At 40.7% G+C, this 3,319-nt stretch carries 1 protein-coding gene; it reads left to right on the top strand.

Features of this window, described 5'->3' with window-relative positions; all coding sequences use genetic code 11:
* A partial coding sequence (locus AC1DND_RS23555) for a hybrid sensor histidine kinase/response regulator transcription factor (protein ID WP_477585020.1) occupies window positions 1-3,319 on the top strand: 3,319 nt, incomplete at both ends.

Raw genomic sequence — 3,319 nt, 5'->3', positions numbered from 1 at the left:
GGATGAAAAGGGGCGGATATTTTTTGGTACCTACAATGGTCTCAATATGTTGTTGGATGATGAAAAGCATTTCAAATCCTTTTTGCAATCGGGTGATAAGTTGTTTTCAAACGACATTATTTATTCTGCCAGATTGGAAAAAGGAGGCAAATTGTGGTTAGGAACCGAAGATGGGGTAACTATTTTCGATACCGCCACCGAGGTTTTCTCAAACATTCGTCCCAACAAACGTGAAACCTTTGGCCTTAGCAATAAGTCGGTTAGAAGCATTTGTATGGCTAATAATGGCATTATTTGGCTAGGTACCTACCAGGGCGGCGTTAATAAGTTCGATCCAAATTTAGCACTGTTTAACCTAAAGCGTAGCAGCCCATTTGATCCAAAAGGACTTTCCTCGCCCATTGTCACTTCTTTTGCCGAATTCTCAAAACAAAAAATCTTTGTGGGCACGGATGGCGGAGGACTACATTTTTTCGATCGGGACAAAGGTGTGTTCGAGCATATCGACATGAAAAGCAAAATTGATTTTTCCCGAAATCCATTGGCCATCCTTACGCTAATGCTCGATTCCAGGGGTGTGCTTTGGGTGGGAACGTATCAGCATGGTTTGTTTGCCTATAATCCCAAAACCAAAACTTACAAACAATTCCTGGCCGGACCATCGGCAACTGATCTTAGCCAAAACGAAATTTTCGCTATCAAAGAAGATAGCAAGGGTTTGATATGGATTGGTACAAACGGAACTGGAGTGAATGTATTTGATTATAAGACGAATTCATTTACCCGGTACGGCACTCAATCCTCGCCACCTATGGTGCTCCCTAGCAATGGTTTTATACGTGCAATTGTTGAAGATCCTTATGGAAATATGTGGATATCATCCAGCGGAACGGGAATAGCCGTATTTCAACGCAACAACGGTGAATTTAAAGTGTACCGAAAAGCAAATAGTGGGCTTTCTAATGATGTGGTATTGAGTTTGTTATGTGATAGTAGAGGGAATATTTGGGCCGGAACTGATGGTGCCGGGCTCGATCTTTTCAATCGCCGTACCGGAAAATTTACCAATTTTAACGAAACAAACGGATTGCCAAATGCTATTGTTTACAAAATATTGGAAGGCAGAGACGGTCTGATTTGGTTCAGTACCGATAATGGCATCAGTTGTCTTGATCCAGAAACAAAAAAAATAAAAAACTTTGGGCGTCCCAATGGGGTGCAAGACAGTCCTTTTATATTGGGTTCGGGAATCAGCACTTCAGATGGCGAGCTTTATTTTGGCGGGCAAGACGGTTTCAACTATTTTAATCCGCTTGAATTGCCCTCCAATAATGTGGTTCCAAATGTGTTGCTTACCGAACTAAAGGTCGCCAATACTGTTGTACTTCCTGGTGAAAAATCACCTATTCAAGAGCAAATTGGCTTCGCGAAAAAAATTAAACTGAGCTATGGGCAAAATTTCTCAATTAGTTATGTAGCGTTAAATTATACAGCGCCGCAACAAAACCACTATTCCTATCGCCTTGTTGGTTTAGATGAGGGTTGGAATGAAGTTGGTAAGGAGAAAACAGCATATTATACGAACTTGGATCCCGGAGATTACATTTTTCAGGTAAGAGCAAGTAATAACGACGGCGTTTGGAGTGATAAAATCACTTCAATTTCTGTTCATATACAACCGCCCTTCTGGAGAACTATTTATGCTTATATTTTTTATGCAGTCTTAATTGGTACAATCCTGTTTGCCATTAGGCGACGGGGAATTCAGCGCATCAAACAGCAGCTTGCCATTGAACAAGCCCAGATCAATGCTGAACAAAGGATCCTACAGCAGCGAAAGGACGCAGAACGTGCCCATGCATTGGATATACAAAAGATCAAATTCCTCACCAATTTAAGCCACGAGTTTAGAACACCGATTTCATTGATTTTGGCACCCGTTGATAAGTTGCTTGCCGTTAAACAGGAATCTGCTGTAGCCGGTCAGGTAAAGATGATCCGTAGAAATGCACGGAGGCTGTTAAATCTGGTCAACCAACTGCTCGATTTTAGAAAAATGGAAGAACAGGAACTAAAGTTGAACCTGAACGAGGCCGATCTCATTACTTTTATCAGTGAAGCTGCAGAAGCATTCCAGGATCTTTCCGAGCGCAAGAAAATTTCTCTTCGTATTAACAGCGATATTAAAAACCTGAGAACGCATTTTGATCAGGATAAAATGGAAAGAATTGTATTTAACCTGCTTTCTAATGCATTTAAATTTACAAAAGAAGGTGGGGAAGTATCTCTTAATATGTTCATAAGAGCCGCTGCCGATCAGACTAAGCCTGTATTTTGTATTGAGGTTTCAGATACCGGGATAGGCATTGCACATCAAAGTAAAGACAGGGTGTTCGATCGTTTTTTTATGGATAACAATGTGAGTTCTATCTTAAATCAAGGCAGTGGAATCGGGTTGTCGATTGTAAAAGAGTTTGTAGAACTGCACGGTGGGCAGATTACCGTAGAAAGTGAACTTGGAAAGGGAACAGCATTTTTGGTTTCGATTCCAGTTGAGATAATGGATGAAGAAAATGATCAAGAGGTTGATGATACAGCCTATAGTTTTACGAACGAAGAACTGGATGAATCCGTTACTGAGCCAGCAACTAACGAGGTCAAGATGCCCACAATCCTTTTGGTTGAAGACAATGAGGAATTCAGATTTTACTTAAAAGATAGTCTGCAGCCATTTTATCATATTATAGAGGCGTCAAATGGTAAAGAAGGTTGGCAGAAAACACTTTCCGGACACCCGCAATTAGTTGTTACCGATATCAGCATGCCAGAAATGAATGGCATTGAGCTAAGCCAGAAAATAAAGGCAGACAAAAGAACAAGTCATATCCCAGTTATCCTGTTGACCGCAATCAGTGGAGAAGAGGACCAGATTAAAGGCCTGAAATCCGGTGCCAACGACTACCTTACCAAGCCTTTTAATTTTGATATTCTTCATGCAAAAATAGACAACCTATTGTTGTTTAATCGCTCGGTAAAAAATGCGTATTCTAAACAGGTGCAGGTACAGGCTAAAGAAATTGAAATTGAGTCTAGCGAAGTTAAGTTGTTGAATAAAATCGTCCAGTATATTGATGAAAAACTTAACAATCCAGAACTCTCAGTAGAGGAACTAAGCAGGCATGTGGGCATGAGCAGAGGTTCTCTTTACCACAAACTGCTCGAAATTACCGGCCTGACACCAATCGAATACATTAGATCTGTAAAACTGGAAAGGGCAGTAGAATTACTGGAGAAAAGTGATTACAATGTTGCACAGATC

Source organism: Pedobacter sp. 01N416, from assembly GCF_056399685.1.
This window is presented reverse-complemented; position numbering and strand designations above follow the sequence as displayed.